Here is a 16,413-nt window from a genome sequence, read left to right as displayed (position 1 = left end):
CCAATTCGTGTATTCGTTATCGGTCGACAAATGCTCAGGCCGTCGCCACATCGCCCGCGCCTCCGAACGCAGTCCAGCCGCCATCGACGGCGAGTATCGCGCCGGTGATATAGCTGGCGAGGTCGGAAATCAGAAAGGCCGCGGCGTTAGCTATTTCTTCGGGCTTGCCAAGACGCCGCATGGGCGTGCGCGCTTCGAGTGGCGGAATCGCGAGCTTGCCCTCGGCACTCAGGCGCTCGATCATCGGCGTAGCGATATAGCCGGGTACCAGCGCGTTGACGCGCACCCCCGTTTCGCCCCACTCACACGCCAGATTGCGTGTGAGCATCGCCACCGCGGCCTTGGACGGGCCATAAGCATTGCGACGGGGTACGCCGCCCACCCCGTAGGCGGAAGCGATATTGACGATCGACCCGCTGCGCTGAGCCACCAGATGGCGCCCGACCGCCTGGCACATGAGGAAGGTGCCGCGCAGATTGACGTCAGTGACACGCTGCCAGGACTCGATATCGAGTTCCAGTGCTGGCGTCACCTTGTCGCTTATACCTGCGGCCTGAACCAGCGCATCGACGCCTCCCAGGTATCCGATCGCCGTTTCGACGATGGTGCGGCAGTCCGACTCTTTCGAAACATCACCCGCGACGATCCCGTCAGCGCCGATTTCCTCGCCAACCACTTCGAGCGCGGGGCCCGGCAGATCGGCAACCATCACTGCAGCACCCATGTCTCTCAATCTCATGGCGCTTGCGTTGCCGATGCCACTGGCACCACCAGTAACAATAATGCGTTTTCCATGCAGCTTCAGTTCCGACGGATTTGACACGAGACTTCCTCCTTAACGTGTGCCGGCGCCTGCCCAACCGGGCTAAACGTAATTTGAACTTCCCGCGCCAACCCTGCTAACGGAAACGTGCGCAACCTGGCAGTTCTTGCTCCGCGATGCCGGCGAAAGATCTGATTGGATGTTCGAGTTCAGGACAGATTGCTCGATAACAGCAAGAAACTTGCAGTCCAGCACGATTAGCCACGCGCAAGAGCAGCGCGCTGTGCACAGTGCGCGGGTAGCGGAGGCCCGGGCGCTTCGAAGCCACGACGCCCGGCTTTGGTTACCAGGACATGGATAAGCAGGTGACAGGATCAAGTTCCCCCTGGCATCTTCATATCAATCCGCACGATTGATCATTGAAATAATTTTGTTATCCATATTAATTACTGGTTTATATCCGTTTCTCATGTTCCCCATCATGCAGTGTGCCCACCTGAGACGGGGAAGATCTTTCAAATTGCAATAGTTTCAAAGGGCTACCACAAAACATGGAGACAATGATGCGCAGAATGCTACTGGCAATGGTCATTTTTGGCGTAGCGACGGGAGACGCTTTTGCACAAAGCAACGTGACGCTATATGGCAACGTGTCGGACGGAATTGGCTTCGTCAACAATGTAGGCGGTGGAAAACGCTACATGGCAGACGACGGGAATTTCATTCCGAACCTGTTCGGAGTGACTGGAACGGAGGACCTTGGAGGAAGCCTGCACGCTGTGTTCAAGCTGGCGTCGGTTTTCTCCCTGGGCACCGGGGCGCTGATCGTACCTGATCAGCTATTCAAGTTCGAGTCATATGTGGGACTGCGTTCCGATACGTACGGAAAGCTGACATTCGGCAACCAGACGACCTTTAATTTTGATCTCCTTGGCCCGATCAGCAACCAGTGGGCCGCCGGGACCTTTTTTGCCGCACACCCTGGAAACATCGACGAGCTTGCCAATACGTTCCAGTTTCAGAACGCAATCAAATACACCAGCATCGACTATAAGGGACTCTCGTTTGGCGCAATGCTTGGGCTCGGCAATCAGGCCGGAAATTTTGCCAAGGGGCGCAACTATGGCTTCGGCCTACACTACGTCAACGGGCCGGTTGTACTGGCTGCGACCTACTCAAGCGAGAATAACCGCTTCCTTGAAGGTGCCTCTTATGTCGGCTTGCCGGAATTGCTGGGAACGCCCGTTACACCCGACATTGCGCTGGTCGCAGACAACGTCAAAAACATCGGTGTGGGCGGCTCCTACCAGTTGGGTCAGGTTCGCCTGCGTGCGCTGTTTACGCAGTCGCGTCTGTCTGGTGGCGGTGAGAGCGAGAACGTGAACAGTCTCGACCTAGGTGCGAACTGGCAAGTCACAACGGCCAATTCGATCAACTGCGGAGTCGGCGTGTCGCGTCTCGCGGGCGGCCAATGGATTACGTTCGTGCTCAATGACGTGTATTCACTCTCTAAATCTACCTCCCTATACGCGACTATGGACTATCAACGGGCATCTGGTCCGGGTGCGGTCGCCTCGCTCACAGGTGCTGGACAGGCTTCCGGCCCCAACCAGTTCGGCATGGCAGTCGGGATTCAGCATTTCTTCTGAGGCTCTCTGGCGCCAGCGGGAGCGACTTGAGACAGGAGCTCCCTCCTCTTCCGTCGGACTAACAGCAAGAAATCTCAAATTTAGCAAAATTTCCCCAGCGCGAGCGTGGCCGGTCCGTAAAATTGGCGGGATCATGCGATTGTGCGTTGCGCACGATAGCGAGTTCGAGCTACGCAGCCTCATTTCCGTCGCCCGCAGTGACTCTATCGCTCCTCGCACTCGCGGGCTACTGTGCCGACGCGGCTGTGAAAAACCCTTTCTGGAATGCGCTATCGAGGGACATGTTGGCGACCGGTTAGGAGCGGCTTTTATTCCTTTTTTCAATTCTTGATCGTTTCGGGGAGCACCCATGACCATTCTCGTCAGTGCCGCCGCAGGAAAAACCGGACAGCACATCATTGCAGCCTTGCGCAACAAAGCTGGCACGCCTGCGATTCGGGGAATCGTGCTGCACCCGAATGACCCGGTCGCTCCCGGCGTCGAAGCGATAGCATGCGACATGAACGAGCCCGCAGCGGTAGCACGCGCGATGGTGGCCGTCGACACAGTGATTCACTACGGTCCGCCCCTTCATCCGCGGGAGACGGCGATGGGCACCGCGATGATCGATGCCGCCCGCGCCGCCGGCGTACGCCGCTTCATCTTCGTGTCGGTGATTCATCCAGAGATTGGCGATCTGGTCAATCACAAGGCGAAGCTCGCCATCGAAGCCCATCTGATCAATTCCAGGCTCGACTGGACAGTCCTGCGTCCGCAGCATTACATGCAGAATATCGACGTCCGGAGAGTCATTCGCGATGGCCTGCTAACGATGCCCTACCCGATCGGCACGCGACTCGGGCACGTCGACATGCGCGACCTGGCAGAGGCGACAGCCAAGGTCGCGCTAGAAAGTGGCCACAGCTTCGCAACCTACGATATTGCAGCAGACGAGCATCTGACCGTATCGGAGATCTGTGCGACGATCTCACGCCTATCCGGGCAACCAGTCGAAGCAGTTGACGGTTCAGCAGCCGGGTTCGTCGCCGGCCTGGAGCGACAGGTCGGCCCTCTGCCGGACTATTCCGTAGAGGCGTTCCATCGCCTGTTCGGCTATTACGCGAGGATGGGTATCTCCGGTAACGCGAACGTGGCTTCCTGGCTGCTGGGCCGCACGCCAGGCAGTTTCGAAAACTATGTACGCGACGCGTTGGCCGGTGTACCGGTCTGAGGCGAGACTTTTCGGCAACGCAAGGGCCCTCGAAACGAATCGCGTGGATTGAATCGTTTCCGACCGCAGGAAGTCCGAGCAGTTGAAGATAGAGTTCACATTGTGGATCGTTTCGGCGGTCTTGCTGCTCATTGGGCGGAAATTCGAAATTCGCCTGTCGGTGCGCGCCACTGGCAAGTACCCAGTGCGCTAGGGTTTCATTCCACAACAGGCCATCAAGCGCTCCCATGAGCTACGGCCCACGAAGGTTCAGCTATGGACGAGAGGAGTATGAGCTCGGTATCCGGCAGAAGCTCTCTCCGGCGCTTTTTGTGGGGGGGGGATTATTCATTTACCGAGGCAAAGGAGCGTGCCCATTTGAGTATTGCGAGTGCGAGTATCCGGTCATTGAGCGTCCGCAATTGCAGCAAGGAGAACCCGGCTTCCACGGTAAACATCAACAACAGAATCCCGAAGGCCAATCGCAGCCGTGCTGAGATTCGCAGATTATTGAACATGCAGAATTTCCTACGCTAATTGTTGAAAACCAGAAAAAAAAGCGAGTCCGTACCCTGAGGTCGTGACCCGCCTGTGTTAGCAGCTTCTGGGCGCTTTTGCCCGGTTAGAAGCGATTTTCGATACCGATACGGGCGAGAAACTGGCTAGGCCCACTCGACGTACCATTCGGGTCGAGCACGCCGCTGATCAGTGCCTGCGCGCCCGAATTGGTTCGCTGATAAACCGCTTCCGCATAGACAGTCGTGCGCTTCGACAGCGAATAATCGGCTACCGCTGTAACCTGATGTGCGTGGTTGTTGTCAACAACCGCATTGCCCTTCATATACATGTAGTTGGCACTCAGACTGAGAGCGGGATCAACCTGGTACGAGGCGCCGATTTCGCCCTCCGCAACGGCGGCGCCGTTTGCCGTGTTACGTGCGGTAGTGATCAGCGCCGTGGCGACTATCTTGCCGAAGCTGTAGCGGGCACCCACACCCCAGTTGCGAATGCCGACCTGCGGAGCCGCTTCCTGCAAGTACTTCACTTCGGTATAGGCAGCGGCAAGCGCCAGCGGACCTTGATCGTAGTTCAGGCCCGCGCTTACCGCATTGCCGGACCCCATGTGCCCCGGAACGTTGCCGAACCCGTACATCGCGCCAAAACGGAAACCACCGAACGACGGCGACTGGTATTTCACGGAGTTCGTGACCGTTTCGCCCGACATACGATCCCAGTCGAAGCTGCCCGCATACGGCGGAGCATAAGGAATCGCGAGCTTGCTGAACGGCCCTGCACGGAAGTTGTAAAGGCCGCCGCCATACATGGCTGCATCGACGCCACCGAAAAAGAGCGAGTCGACCATGAAGTCGTACTGATCGCCCAAGGTGAGCTTGCCGTACTTCACACTGTCCAGACCCACGAAGGCATTGCGGGAAAAGAGACCGGTGCCGGCGGGAGTGATCGCGCCGCTGCCGACCGAGAACTGGTTGACGAGACTGAATACCGCCGATAATCCATCGCCCAGGTCTTCCTTGCCACGGAAGCCCAACATGTTCGGAGTCTTGATACCGTCATCGAACTTCACGTTCCCGTGGCCGCCTTCATTGCTGACATACGTGACACCCGCGTCAAGCACGCCCCAAAGGGTGACGCTGCCTTCTGCGTGTGCCGAGGCGCAGACCGCGAACAGCACGATGGCCATAATATATGGACTCCTAAACCTCATACGAACTCCGTTTCGTTTCATTTTAATAGTTTCGGTTTATATCGTTTTTATTACTTATGCCACTGCATTGGCACGCGTTACCGCTTCACGCACACCAACACGCACGGCGGTCGCGCACTCGTCGCATACCGGCAAACCCGTGTTCGGATCGCGGTCCATTGCGTATGCCGTATGGGTGCTGTCGCACGCCTCGCAGGTGACCCAGGTGCCCATGTAGTTACCGACTTCATCACGAACGTCGGACGCGTGTCCGCGTTTGGACTTCGACGTGAAGAGCAGCGACACGAGATACAACGCGCCAGCAATCACGAAAGTAAGCGGCGATGCCAGCGCATGGGCCAGCGGCGGAACCGAGCGACCTTCGATCAGCCAGATACCGATGCCGCTCGAAATGAGCCACGAGAACAGACCCGGCGTGACCATCGGAACACGGTTGGCGCGGAACTCCATACCCGATGTGCGCTCCTTCGGATTCAGCATCAAGTGAATCGCTAGAATCGCAATCCAGCCGACGAAGAACGCGCTCTGCCACTGCAGCGCGCGCAGGACATAGCTGAAAACATCGGTGAGCATCAGGACGAATGCGAGAATGCCAACGACTACGACCCAGGTCATACGGCCGAGCTTGATTCCCAATGCGCCCGCGAAGAAGCGCTCGAAGTTCATCGAGGACTCGTAGAAGTTGAACGTGCTGATACGCGTTTGCGTGACCAAAATCAGGATCAGGCCGAACAGACCACCCGCGGCGAGAATCGCCTGCACAACGCCAGTTTCCTGCGTCGGGTCGGTTGGGAGCATCGAATGCACGAGATAGATACCGATCAGCCCGTTGCCTGCGTACAACCACAGATAAAACAGGAAACCGAAAGTCACGTGATCATTGAACTTCTCGTCCTCGATCTTCCCGAAGCGCGCAACATCCGTTGCCGTCGGGATCAGCGGCCACGTACCCATTAACATGCAGAACGCCATTGCCCACGCAGGAATCGGCTGCGCCGCGGCAGGAACAACACCACCGAAATGCAGCCATGCCATCCCCTGATCGCTGTGCATGACTGTGAGGCCGATTACGATGGCGATTCCCAACACATAAATCGGCAGCAGCAGCCCATTCAACCGCGCCATCCAGGTTTGAACGCTGCCGAGCATGAGCGGTAGAATCGCGAGCGTCACCAGGCCGTACCAAACCCACATCGGCGCAACGTGGAAGTAGAGCTTCAGCGATACGGCAAGCGTGCTGCTCTCGAACACTGTGTAGTAGGTCACCAACGCCGCCATCATCAGCGAAGTCAGGAAACCACCGACAAGCCCAAGAGGCTTACGCGACATCTGCGTAGTAGACAGCCCACCGCGCGAGCTTACTTTCGTAAATAGCGGGCTTAGGATCGACATGACGGCAATAGTTGCTGCGAGAGCAATAAGAGCCGCTTCGGTGCCATAAAGCGTTGATGCGAGCGCGCCGAAGAACACCCAGCACATGGCGGAGATTAACGACCAGTACGACATCGTGAGCTGCCAGCGACCCACACGCGCCGTAAGTGGCACGGCGTGATGCACGTAATCGACCTGGCGTTGCTTTTGGGCGGTAACTTCATTTTCTGTGTTGCTTACCCGCAGTGCGGGCAAACGGTCACTGCTCCGACTTTGCATATCTCCTCCCTGGTGTTTTCTAAAAATCGCTTGTCATTGGCGATTCCCTGTACTTCACTGCACAAAAGCCGCGTTGAATTCAGCTTCAACGCGGCTTCAATTCAGAAAACGTAATCAGTTGCGCTTTTCCTTGACGATTTGATTGCGCACGACACCGATCCCTTCAACCTCGACTTCAACGGTGTCACCGTCATTCATAAAGAGCGGCGGCGAACGCTTGAACCCAACACCACCAGGCGTACCCGTCAGGATCACATCCCCAGCTTCCAGCGGCGTGAACGTCGATATGAAGCTCACGAGCTTTGCGATCGGGAATATCATCAGGTCCGTCGTAGTGGACTGAACTTCGACGCCGTTCAAGCGCGTTTTCAGCGCAATAACGCGGTCCAGCGGCAGTTCATCCGGCGTCACCATCCAGGGGCCAAACGCGCCAGTAGCCGGGAAATTCTTACCCGAAGTCCACTGCGTGGTCTTGCCCTGCCAGTCACGAATGGAGCCGTCGTTATAGCAGGACAGACCTGCCACGTGCTCGAGCGCCCGATCTTCAGCAATGCGGCGACCACCCTGCCCGATTACGGCTGCGATTTCGCCTTCGAAATCGAATGCATCCGACTCGATGGGGCATACCATCGGCTGGCCGTGACCGATTTGCGATTGGGCGAAGCGCACGAACAGCGTGGGGTCCGTCGAATCCGCGCGGCCCACTTCTTCCAGATGTGCCTTGTAGTTAAGGCCGACGCAGAAGATGCGGCCCGCATTGGGCAGCACCGGCAGGAACGTGAGATCACTCACGAGATAATCTGCGTCGCCCGCACCCAGGCGTGAAGCCACCGACGCCAGTGCGTTCGTCGCAATTGCCTGCTTCAGGTCTGGGGCTCGAGCACCGAGGCGGAGTGACAGATCGTAGACGCGTTCACCATCTACAAGACCGTAGCTCGCGCCCTGAGCGGTCATATAAGAAGAGAGCTTCATTAGGCCGCCGAGCAACCGATGTGGGCGATAGCCTCGATTTCCAGCAAGATTTCGGGCTTTGCCAACGAGGCGACCTGGACCAGCGTGCAAGCCGGGAAATGGCCGCTGAAGAATTCCTTGCGGGCGCGCCAGACTTCGGTGTTGTGCTCGATGCGCGTCACGAAGATCGTCATCTTCACGACGTCGTTCATGACGCCGCCTGCTGCCTCAACCATGTCCTTGATCTTCTGGAACACGACCTTGGCCTGCTCGTATTCGTCGGCGCCCAGAACGGTTTCGCGGTCCGCGCCACGGGAGGTCATGCCCGACACATAGGCGAGGTCGCCCACACGGAGGCAGTTCGACCAGAGGTCTGCGGGCGGCTCGTTGACTGCCGGGGAAATGATGCGTTGCTTCAGTTGGGTCATAACTTGTTCTCCAGATTCAGGTTAGAGCTTGATTTGTGCGTCCCAAGGCGTACCGCCGCCCCAGTTCATGCACACGCTCTGACGACGCATGAACATCTTCCAGGCGTCGGAACCTGCGGTGCGGCCACCACCGGTTTCCTTCTCGCCGCCGAACGACGCGCCAACGTCGGCCCCGGTCGTGCCCATGTTGACCTTGGCGATACCGCAGTCGTTGCCTGCTGCCGAAAGGAACATTTCGATGTTGTAGAGGTTGGTCGACTGAATGCCGGCCGCCAGGCCTTGCGCCACATTGTTGTTGATGGCGATAGCGTCTTCGATGGTGTCGCAGGTCAGTACGTAAATGACCGGCGCGAAGGTTTCGCGCTGCACACACGGCCAGTCGGGCTGGCAACCCGTAATAAGCGTCGGCTCAACGAAGTAACCTTCGCGATCCATGCGCTTGCCGCCGACTTCTACCTTGCCGCCCAGCGCGACAGCGTCAGCAATGGCAGCGTCGTAGTGATCGAGCGCCTTGGCATCGATCAGAGGACCAGCCATCACGCCTTCTTCGGTGAAGTGGCCGAAACGGACTTGCGACAGGGCCGATCTCGTGAGTTCGATAACTTCTGCGGCAACCGACTTGTGGACGATCACACGGCGTGCGCTAGTGCAACGTTGGCCGGTCGTACCGGCGCCCGAGTTGGCGATTGCGCGGGCGGCTTGCTTGAGGTCGGCCGTTTCGTCCACGATGATCGCGCTGTTTCCCGAGCACTCCAGTTGATAGCGACGACCCAGCGTCGAACCGACGATGCTCGCAACCTTGCGGCCTACGCCGGTAGAACCCGTGAACGAAATCAGCGCGACACGGGTGTCCGCAACCAGCTTTTCAGCCACGGAGTCATCGCCGGGAATGAACAGCGAGAAGATGCCTTCGACGCCGAATTCCCGCATCGCCTGCACGGCCAGGCGCTGGCAGGCGATGGCGGTCAGCGGAACCTTGGGACTCGGCTTCCAGATCACGGTATTACCGCAGATAGCCGACAGGAACGCGTTCTGCGCCCACACCGCAGCCGGGAAGTTATAGGCCGAAATGACGCCCACCACGCCCAGCGGAAGCCACTGTTCGTACATGCGATGCTTCGGGCGCTGCGACTGCTGCGACGGACCCGAGAGCATGCGCGACAGGCCGCCGGCCATCATCGCCATGTCGATCGCTTCTTTCAGCTCGAAGCGGCACTCGCCCAACGTCTTGCCCGTGTCGAGCGCAATGACGCCTGCGAGCATGTCGATGTTCTCTTCCATCAACTGGCCGATACGCATCACCAGCTCGCCACGGCGGGGAGCCGGAACCATGCGCCACGAACGCTGCGCGGTCACAGCCACGTCGATAATTGCGTCGTAATCTTCAGCCGTTGCACCAGCGATCTTCGCTACGACATTCCCGTCTGCGGGGCAGATCGCGTCGAAGGTCGCGCGGCCTTCGACTGCCGTCCAGCCGCGACCGGAAACGAAACCGCCTGCGGTAACCGGCTCAATACCGAAATGCTTGAGCGTCTTTTGGGTGTCGAACATCTAATTCTCCGTATTTCGCTAGTCCGTTCAGTCTTTCCTGGCCAGGAAGCCGCCGATGGTTTCATCGGTGTGAAACACGGGCTTCTCCGCGTAGTGCGGGCCGTCATAAATCTCGATCAGTACGCTCTTTTCATGCGCGATGGTCGGACCGTGGGGATTGCCCTTCGGGTTCATGTAAAACGAACCCGGCAGCAGGCGCATACCCACCTCGGTGTATTCGTAATCGCCTTCGAGGCAGAACATGAACTGGTTCGAAGCGTGCGTGTGCTTGACCGGAATGCGACCGCCCTTCTCGTATTCAAGCAGCGCAATGCTGGCGCCGGTTTCCTCATTTTTGAACAGGAAATACTGGCGAAAACCGTACTCGGGAAAGTCGATCCATTTGGCGGGGTCGAGCTCCTGCGTGCGGATGAGCACTTCGAGCGATTTCATCATGCTGGCGTCGGGCGTCATTGCGCGTTCTCCAGTGACGGGCGGCCAGCGGCCACCCATTGTTCGTATTCGGCGCGGCTGTCCGGCGTAGCCGGGAAAAGGCCGAAAATCGGGCGGCCGCGCGCGATGTGCAGCGCGGCGAACGCCTCGTACTGCACGGCGTCGTACGCCTGCTCGGCCACTTCGTCGACGAGTGCTGCCGGGATCACCACCACGCCCTCGGCGTCGCCCACGATCACGTCGCCGGGGTAGATCGCCACGTCCGCGCAGCCCACCGGACCGTCGAGCTCGACGGGATGCATGGCGATGGGCGTGGCGGGCGGCGCAGCCTGCTTCTGGTAGCACGGCAGGCCCACGTCGCGAATGGCGGCCGCATCGCGGTAACCGCCGTCGGTGACAACCCCGGCCACGCCGCGTTGCTTCAGGCGTGCGGCCATCATGTCGCCCATCGCGGCGGAGCGCGTCGAGCCCATCGCGTCGATGACGAGCACCGCGCCGGGCGGGCATTCCTCGATTGCGCGGCGGTGCTTGTTGTCGTCGCGCCCATAGTTGGCCATCGAGTCCACGTCTTCGCGCGCTGGCATGAAACGAAGCGTATAGGCGCGCCCCACGAGCTGACCCTGCGCGGGCGTAAGTGGCGCGAGACCCAGCAGGTAGACGTTGCGAAAGCCGTGCTTGAGCAGCACGTTCGCCACGTTCGCGGAACCCACCTGCATGAGCCGCGCGAGCGTCTGCTCGGCGATGGGCTCAGCGGACGGACTGGATTTCGGTTGACTGTCGTTCATGACGACCCCTTTCGTTTTTTGGCGTGAGCGCGCCCCCGGCCATGCGCGGATGGCCGTGCAGCGCGCATGACGCGCGAGGTTTAAGCGTGAAGGCGAATTACTCGAAGAACTCCGCGGGCGGCTCCATGCCCCACTGCGTCGTTTCGCCGGCTGTGCCCCGGAACACGCCAGGCTGATGCGCGGCATCGACCACATCGCCATCGGTGTAGTGCTCGACACGGAAGCCGAACGGATCTTTCCAATAATCGAAGATCTGGCTGCCCATCAAATGCCGGCCCACGCCGACATCGAGCCGCCAGCCCTGCGCGAGCAGATAGTCGTGGGCGCCCATCACCGCGTCCAGGTCATTCACCTCGAACGAGCAGTGATGCACGCCCACGCGTTCCGACTGGAGCACGAGGATGGCGTGGTGGTCCACGAGCGTGGCGCCGCGATCAAAGCGCAGGAAGGTGCCGTAGATCGGGCCGCTTTCGTCCGGTGCGCCGAAGTGATCGGACTTGAGCAGCTTGAAGCGCTCCGTCAGCCACTCGACCGACACGTCGTGATCGCTCACATGCAGCACGAAGTGGCCGAGACGCAGCGCCTCGCACGGCCCGCGCTGCACGCGCACCCAGCCGTTCACGCGCGGCTTGCGCGTACGGTCATTGAGCGCATTGGGCTCGCGCACCGTTAGCGGTTCGGCGTGCGAGCGGCCCCAGATCGCGTCGATGACAAAGCCGTCGGGCATCGTCATGCGCACGAACCAGCCGCCGCCGGGTTCGTCGCTCGCGGTAACGGGCGACGAACCGGGAAATAACGCCAACTCATCGAGATCCGCGCGGCTCGATACTTCGAGACTCGCGCCCACGAAGCGCGGCGCGGCCGCGCGCCGCGTAACGTGCAGGTGATGCTGATGGCCCGCGCCACGCATATAGAGCACGCGCTCATTGCCGGCGGTACGCGTGAGGCCGAAGTCGGTCATGAAGCGCTCCATCAGCGCGAGATCGGGCGCTTCGTAGGTGACTTGCGCTATATCGATTGCAGTTGCCATGATGGTGACGAAGTAAAGCGGATACGTGGGCGCGGTCAGTTCGCGTCGGCGATGCGGCCATAGCGGCCCGCATGGAACAGGAGCGGCGCGCTGGCGTCGGCGGCCGTCATGAGCGCTTTCACCTCCCCGACGAACAGCGTGTGATCGCCGCACGGATACGCGTGGCGCAATTCGGCGGCGAGTTGCACGGCCGCGCCCTCGATCACCGGCAACTCGTCCAGGCGCTCGAATGCGGGCGCATACTGTTCCGACGGCTTGCCCGCGAAATGCTGGCTCACATGATCCTGCACATGTGCGAGCACGCTGACGCCGAATGTGCGCGCGCGCCCGATCTTTTCGTGCATCCGCGCCGTACAGGCCACCGAGACAAGCACGAGCGGCGGTTCTAGCGAACCGGACATGAACGCGTTGGCGGTCATGGCATGCGGTTCGCCATCGATCTCGGTCGAGATCACGACCACGCCGGTCGCGAACTGGCCCATCGCGTTGCGAAACTCGCGCGCGGTGAACTGCGGCACGACGGCCACGGGCTGCGCGGTGGCAAGCGCCGCGGCATTGGAGGTCTGCAGCATGGTTTCTTCTCCTGTTACTGGACAGCAGGGTGTTGGGCGGCTCGCGTGCATCAGCGGCGCGTCAGGATGCTGACGTCGTCCGGGTTCACGAGATCGGGCACGGTCCAGCCATCGAGGTCGTACTCGTCCATCGCCGATTGCGCGAATGCCTTGAAGCGGTCGAGATTTCCGCTGCCCTGCGCCGCGTACAGGTTCGTGAGGCGCGTGACGTCATTACTGCCGATGTAGTTGATTTCGTATAGCTCGTGGCGCGCGCCGAACTCGGTGCCGATCGCGTCCCACAGCATCTTCATGACCTTCACGCGCTCGACGGCGTCCGCGCCCCCCGAGCCGCGCACGTACTTGTCGAGGTAGTCGCGGATCTGCGGCACCTTGAAGTCGCTCGTGTGCGAGTTCAGATAGATGAGACCGCTCGCCACGACCTGCTCGATGATGTTCTTCACGCGCGGCATCGCCTCCTGGTTCAGCACGCGGTACGCACCTGCGAAGTGCGGATCGGGGCGGACCATGTTGTTCCAGCTCACCTCGCTCTTCGCCATGGCATCAGAAAGCGCCCAGAACGCATTGCGCCATGCAATCACCTCGCCCAGTTGCGCCTGTACGCCGAAAAAGCTCTTCGCACCCGTGATCTCCAGCGCGCGCGTCAGCAGGCCGACGATAAAGTCCATCTTCACGGCAAAGCGCGTACACCCATGCAGCGACGCGCGCTCGAGGAAGCCCGAGCCGGTGTTGAACTTGTTCGCGTGCTCGACATCGCCGTGCATGAAGACGTCTTCCCACGGAATGAACACGTTGTCGAGCACGAGGATCGCGTCGTTCTCGTCGAGGCGGCTCGAGAGCGGATAATCAAAAGGACTGCCAAGCACGGCCGCACGGTATTCGTTCGAGACACGGCACAGCAGCTTCACGCCGGGCGCGCCGGTCGGCACGATGAACACCGGGCAGAACTTCGGGTCCTGGATCGGCACCTGCGCGATGTGCGCGATGAACGTGTAGTGCGTGAGCGCCGAGCCCGTGGCGACGACCTTCGCGCCGCTCACATAGATGCCCGCGTCGGTTTCCTTCACGACGCGCACAAACACGTCCGATGACGCGTTCGGCGGCAGGTCACGATCCACGGGAGGATTCATGATCGCGTGATTCACGTACCAGGTACGCTCCTGAGCCTTGCGATACCAGCGCGTCGCGTTCTCCTCGAAGCCACGATAAAACTGCGCGTTCGCGCCAAGCGTGCCGAGGAACGAGCCCTTGTAGTCAGGCGAGCGGCCCATCCAGCCCCACGCGCAACGCTGCCATTCCGCGATCGCATCGCGCTGGGCAACCTGCTCGGCCACCGTGTGCGGCGCGCGGAAAAAGCGCTGCGTATAGCCGCCCCACTCCGTGGGCGTGGTGAGAATGTCCTTGCGCGCCGGATCATGCAGCGCGTCGTACATGCGGGCGATCATCCGCGCCGAGTTGCGGAACGCCGGATGCTCGGCCACGTTCTTCACCCGCTCACCGTAGATCCAGACTTCACGGCCGTCGTCGAGGCTCTTCAGGTATTCGGCCCCGGTCAGGGGAATGAAGGCCTTGTCGCCGGCATTCAGATTTTCGGACATCTATCCGTCTCCTTCGATACGTCGTCCACCGCGTGGCGGACCTAACTGTTTATTTAATCGCCGCGTGACACAGGCGTTCTCGATAGAGAAATCGTCACATCTCAATATATGACTGTCGAATGAAAAAGATGCCCGCCATTCATAACTCAACTCTCATGTCAGTGATAACCCTAACGATGTGGAGCCCTTCCCCTACATGGCTGCACGGCTGCTGGCGCTCGGCGCGAACGTGAACGCGCACGCGAGGCGGATTTCGCGTCGCGTGTTTGGCAGGAAGGCAATACCGGCATGTAAAGGAGGCCGAAGAATAATTGGGGCTTGATTTCATTATCGTTGTGTCAACAACGATAAAATCGTATGCGACTCCGATTCCGCGCTTTCTACTCGTTCGATACGAGCGCGTTTGCCCTGATGAGAGGCGCCCGAGAAGGCATGCTCTTGCCGGCCAAACGCTCGGCGCGCATTTCGATGAGCGCCGCCAGCGCCGTCACGGCCACTTCCTCGGGCGTGCGCGCAGCGGACACGATGCGCTCACCGGGGCTCGCCGCGGGCGAGCATGTCGCATGCACGGGATCCCTGCGAGTCTGCACGCAAAGCGGCGATCCACAACGCTCGATCGCTTCCTGCAACGCCTCGGCGAACGGCAGAGGTTCCACATCGAAACCCAGGACGATCGTCAGCGCATCGAGCTCGTTTGCACTGATCGTGCCGGGCTGCATCGTTGCCGGCAAAGTGGGTAGCCCCGCGGTTCCGGCGCGGCCCTCGAACTGCACGAACACGACTTCGAAATGCACAAAGCGGGCGACACGGCGAATGGCCTGCACCACCGCCTCGCCGGCAAGCGGCCAGACGCGCCATGCAGGTCGCAGCAGCGTGCGCACGGTGCGCCCGTCGGCGCTCACGGCGCCGCGGCTCGCGGCGTCGACCACCTCGATTTGCACGGCGCCGCTATCGAGATCGACCTCGCGCATGACCACCTGACGCGCACGGAGCGCCTTCGCTGCGAGGGCCAGTTCAGCCACACCAGGCGCCGGCTCGAGCGCGACCGTGAGTTGCGCGCCCGCGGGCAGACGTCTTTGCTCGGGCTCGTCGCCACCCGTGTAACAGAGCAGACGAACGGGCCCATCCCAATAGATGCCGCTGCGCACCAGGTCGATGAGTTCGTCTTCGATGAGGCCGCCCGAAACAGAGCCCGAGAGGCGCCCGTCCTCGCGGATCGCGCAGAGCGCGCCACGTTCACATGGCGATGCTGGCCATGTCGAGCAAACGGTCAGCAGAGCGGCGCGATACCCTGCGCTGCGCCAGCTCAGCAAGTCGTCGAGAACGACGAGTTGGGGGCTCACGACGCGCCCCCGCATGCATGCCCATAGTGGAAAAACTCAGGCACGGGGTCGTCCCGGCATGGAAAACTCCAAGAATTCAGCGCGCTCGAACTCGGCGACAAGGCGGCCCTCGCGCATCACGATCAGGCGATCCGCGCAGGATGCAAGCGCCGCTCGATCGCGCGACAGAACAAGTACGCCGGCACCGGCGCGTGCCAGGCCAGCCAGCCTCGTGGCCAGATTGGCTCGAGCCGCAGCGTCGAGCCCTGCGAACGGATCGTCGAGAACGTATGCCGCGCCACGCAGGTTGGCGCGATGCAGCCCCAAGCGAGCATGAAGGGCGGCGCCGACACGGATCGCGCCCCTTTGCAGCGGCGCGCCCAGGCAGACTGCGGCGAACGATGCGAGCGAGCGGGCGTCGTCCCCAGCGAGGGCTACCACCTCGCCCGCGCGTACGCGCAGGCTCACATTTTTGACGGCATTATCGAAGCTCGTCACTCCGTCCGCGACGAGAAGCGCCGGCGCGCGGTACGGATCGACCTCCAGCGCACGCGAGACAAGGGGAAGCGCCCCCGCGCCGCGCACTACCGCCGGCAGTGCGCTCATGGCAGCCCGTGAGCAGGAGCAGCCCACGCCAGATTGATTTTCACGACTCGTCCTCTCAGGCTAGATTCGCCGCCGCGCAAATAGGCGCACCAGCGAGACTGCCAGTTTTCACTATTGACGTCATGAAATCTATTGAATATTCTGCCGCAGAATTATTCCTT

16 protein-coding genes are annotated in these 16,413 nt (G+C 60.6%); 2 read left to right on the top strand and 14 right to left on the bottom strand.

The window, feature by feature from the left end:
- Positions 1 to 34: 34 nt before the first annotated feature.
- The gene (locus tag U5775_RS30550; protein WP_322061860.1) at positions 35 to 823 is read right to left on the bottom strand and encodes an SDR family NAD(P)-dependent oxidoreductase; all 789 of its coding nucleotides are present in this window, start codon (positions 821 to 823) and stop codon (positions 35 to 37) included.
- Between the two features lie 491 nt (positions 824 to 1,314).
- On the opposite strand from U5775_RS30550, the gene U5775_RS30545 reads away from it, so the two are divergent.
- Both U5775_RS30545 and U5775_RS30540 read left to right on the top strand, forming a co-directional pair.
- Positions 1,315 to 2,412: a porin gene (locus U5775_RS30545; RefSeq protein ID WP_322061859.1), complete on the top strand. Its 1,098-nt coding sequence runs from the start codon at positions 1,315 to 1,317 to the stop codon at positions 2,410 to 2,412.
- A gap of 349 nt (positions 2,413 to 2,761) precedes the next feature.
- Positions 2,762 to 3,622 carry an NAD(P)H-binding protein gene (locus U5775_RS30540; protein WP_322061858.1) on the top strand — a complete coding sequence of 287 codons (861 nt, stop codon included), beginning with the start codon at positions 2,762 to 2,764 and terminating at the stop codon, positions 3,620 to 3,622.
- Positions 3,623 to 3,945: 323 nt separating this feature from the next.
- Here U5775_RS30540 and U5775_RS30535 read toward each other — a convergent pair whose 3' ends face one another.
- The 13 genes from U5775_RS30535 to U5775_RS30475 form a co-directional block, all read right to left on the bottom strand.
- Positions 3,946 to 4,119: a hypothetical protein gene (locus U5775_RS30535; protein ID WP_322061857.1), complete on the bottom strand. Its 174-nt coding sequence runs from the start codon at positions 4,117 to 4,119 to the stop codon at positions 3,946 to 3,948.
- A 104-nt stretch (positions 4,120 to 4,223) separates the two neighbouring features.
- On the bottom strand, positions 4,224 to 5,303 hold the full coding sequence (locus U5775_RS30530) for a porin (protein ID WP_322061856.1): 1,080 nt from the start codon (positions 5,301 to 5,303) through the stop codon (positions 4,224 to 4,226).
- A 78-nt stretch (positions 5,304 to 5,381) separates the two neighbouring features.
- Positions 5,382 to 6,977, bottom strand: coding sequence for a hypothetical protein (locus tag U5775_RS30525; RefSeq protein ID WP_322061855.1), 1,596 nt, complete (start codon positions 6,975 to 6,977; stop codon positions 5,382 to 5,384).
- A gap of 114 nt (positions 6,978 to 7,091) precedes the next feature.
- Entirely contained in the window at positions 7,092 to 7,949 is an 858-nt protein-coding gene (locus U5775_RS30520) for a fumarylacetoacetate hydrolase family protein (RefSeq protein WP_322061854.1), read from the bottom strand.
- Positions 7,949 to 8,356 carry a RidA family protein gene (locus U5775_RS30515; protein ID WP_322061853.1) on the bottom strand — a complete coding sequence of 136 codons (408 nt, stop codon included), beginning with the start codon at positions 8,354 to 8,356 and terminating at the stop codon, positions 7,949 to 7,951. Before U5775_RS30515 ends, U5775_RS30520 begins: the two co-directional genes overlap by 1 nt.
- 21 nt (positions 8,357 to 8,377) lie before the next feature.
- Positions 8,378 to 9,907: an aldehyde dehydrogenase family protein gene (locus U5775_RS30510; RefSeq protein ID WP_322061852.1), complete on the bottom strand. Its 1,530-nt coding sequence runs from the start codon at positions 9,905 to 9,907 to the stop codon at positions 8,378 to 8,380.
- Between the two features lie 27 nt (positions 9,908 to 9,934).
- On the bottom strand, positions 9,935 to 10,360 hold the full coding sequence (locus U5775_RS30505; RefSeq protein ID WP_322061851.1) for a cupin domain-containing protein: 426 nt from the start codon (positions 10,358 to 10,360) through the stop codon (positions 9,935 to 9,937).
- Positions 10,357 to 11,124 carry a ribonuclease activity regulator RraA gene (locus U5775_RS30500; RefSeq protein WP_322061850.1) on the bottom strand — a complete coding sequence of 256 codons (768 nt, stop codon included), beginning with the start codon at positions 11,122 to 11,124 and terminating at the stop codon, positions 10,357 to 10,359. The genes U5775_RS30505 and U5775_RS30500 overlap by 4 nt, the downstream gene beginning before the upstream one ends.
- Positions 11,125 to 11,221: 97 nt before the next feature.
- On the bottom strand, positions 11,222 to 12,154 hold the full coding sequence (locus U5775_RS30495; RefSeq protein ID WP_322061849.1) for a VOC family protein: 933 nt from the start codon (positions 12,152 to 12,154) through the stop codon (positions 11,222 to 11,224).
- A gap of 35 nt (positions 12,155 to 12,189) precedes the next feature.
- A complete protein-coding gene (locus U5775_RS30490) occupies positions 12,190 to 12,726 on the bottom strand; it encodes a flavin reductase family protein (protein ID WP_322061848.1) in 537 nt (178 codons plus the stop codon).
- A 50-nt stretch (positions 12,727 to 12,776) separates the two neighbouring features.
- A complete protein-coding gene (locus tag U5775_RS30485; protein WP_322061847.1) occupies positions 12,777 to 14,324 on the bottom strand; it encodes a 4-hydroxyphenylacetate 3-hydroxylase N-terminal domain-containing protein in 1,548 nt (515 codons plus the stop codon).
- A 380-nt stretch (positions 14,325 to 14,704) separates the two neighbouring features.
- Complete coding sequence (locus U5775_RS30480; protein ID WP_322061846.1) at positions 14,705 to 15,667, bottom strand: XdhC family protein; 963 nt, start codon at positions 15,665 to 15,667, stop codon at positions 14,705 to 14,707.
- A 36-nt stretch (positions 15,668 to 15,703) separates the two neighbouring features.
- Positions 15,704 to 16,252, bottom strand: a complete 549-nt coding sequence (locus U5775_RS30475) for a hypothetical protein (RefSeq protein ID WP_322061845.1) — start codon at positions 16,250 to 16,252, stop codon at positions 15,704 to 15,706.
- Between the last annotated feature and the right edge of the window lie 161 nt (positions 16,253 to 16,413).

The sequence above is a fragment of the Paraburkholderia sp. J63 genome, from assembly GCF_905220245.1.
Taxonomy (GTDB): Bacteria; Pseudomonadota; Gammaproteobacteria; order Burkholderiales; family Burkholderiaceae; genus Paraburkholderia.
Note: the sequence above shows the minus strand (reverse complement) of the source record. Positions and strands in the feature narration are given on the sequence as shown.